The 1,894-nt window shown below is 32.9% G+C and carries 1 protein-coding gene; it reads left to right on the forward strand.

What is annotated here, in order from left to right:
* Positions 1 to 43 precede the first annotated feature (43 nt).
* A complete protein-coding gene (locus FJR05_RS01190; protein ID WP_168642435.1) occupies positions 44 to 1,717 on the forward strand; it encodes an ATP-binding protein in 1,674 nt (557 codons plus the stop codon).
* Positions 1,718 to 1,894 lie beyond the last annotated feature (177 nt).

A 1,894-nucleotide genomic window follows, 5' to 3' on the forward strand; every position in this document is an offset into this window, starting at 1 on the left:
CTCCTATCCCTGTTACTTCCTAATTCCTTTTTAGTGGGGGAGTGTGAACAGTTACATTGTCACAGCTATTCAGATTGGCAATGCTGTTGTTATCCGGGGGATTAAAAATACTGCTCGAGAAAAAAGTGATCTCGCCATAGATGCCATTAAAGCTGCTTTAGAAGCGGAAAATACTTTAAAGTCGGAAATAATTTTATTGAAGGATATAGTTTTATTTGAGCGCAAAAAATCAGAAATAGAAAAATTTCAAAGTCAGTTTCTCGACTCTCTAAATAAATTAGCAGTTTTTATGCCCGATGATCCAGAAATTGCTATGATTCGTCGCCGCCATATTTTTCTCAAAAATATAGCCAATCAGCTAATAACAAATAAAAAAGATGAATTGAGTATATCCGAGTCTAAACAATATTTTCTAGCTATTAATTCCTTTAATAGAGATATTGAATTCATGCTAACCAATGTCATCGAACGCGCCTATGAACAAAAACAATTAATGAACTCAGAATTAGATAACTTATATAAATTACAGATAATTATCACTATTGAAGTTATAGGAGTAATCCTTATCTTATTTGCAATTACATTTACATTAGTTTGGCGACCAATTATTAAATCTCTGGAAGAATTACAGATAGGAACTGCGGAAATAGCTGCTGGTAATCTTGATTACCGATTGAATATTATTACAGGTGATGAAGTAGAAAAATTAGCAAAAGCATTTAATTATATGGCTATCAAGCTAACTGAGTCCCGACAAACCTTATTAAAAAATGATGAATTAACAGCAATTAACCAACGCGCCCAGTTAGAAATTGACGAGCGCAAACAGGCAGAAATAGCCCTACAAGAAGCCTTAGCACAACTTAAAAGTACCCAAGCTCAATTGATTCAAACTGAAAAAATGTCTAGCTTAGGTCAGCTTGTTGCCGGTATAGCCCATGAAATTAATAATCCCGTTAATTTCATTTCTGGAAATATTATGCATATTAGTGAATATACTCATGACCTCCTAGAATTAATCAAATTATATAACGAAAATTTCCCCAATCCCAGCGATCAAATTCAGAACAAAATTGATGACATTGATATAGAATTTCTTGTGGAGGATTTACCAAAAGTTATTAATTCTATGCAAATAGGATCTCAGCGGATTAGAGAAATAGTCTTATCTTTACGCACTTTCTCCCGGTTAGATGAAGCAGAAATGAAAGAAGTTGATATTCATGAAGGTATTGATAGTACACTATTAATTTTGCAAAATAGACTCAAAGAAAAGCCAGAACATCCAGAAATTAAAATCATCAAATATTACAGTAATTTACCATTAGTTCAATGCTATGCAGGACAACTCAATCAAGTATTTATGAATATTATTAGTAATGCTATTGATTCTCTGGAAAGTTATAATAATCAACGGTCTTTAGCAGAAATTCAGAATCATCCTGGTCAAATTAAAATTTATACAGAACTAACAGATAATAATCAAATACAAATCCGAATTATTGATAACGGACAAGGAATTCCAGACAGCATAAAAAATAAGTTATTTGACCCATTTTTTACCACTAAACCAGTTGGAAAAGGAACAGGTTTAGGATTATCTATTAGTTATGAAATCATTGTTAATAAACATTCAGGAGTTCTACAATGTGAATCAGAAGTAGGGAAAGGCACTGAATTTCGGATTGAAATCCCTTTACATCAAAATAGTATATAGGAATCCAATCTTACTTAATTTGTAATGTGGCGGTATGCACTTGAATAAGATACATTCAGTAAATTGTAAAGCCTGTAGGGGCGCAGGGCCTGCGCCTAGTGTGTTAATTTTGACAGGAAAACCAGGGATTTCCTTCATGCAGAAAGTATGATAGAAAAAAGGATACCTGAAAGCTCA

It is taken from the genome of Dolichospermum sp. UHCC 0259 (assembly GCF_009711935.1).
GTDB lineage: Bacteria > Cyanobacteriota > Cyanobacteriia > Cyanobacteriales > Nostocaceae > Dolichospermum.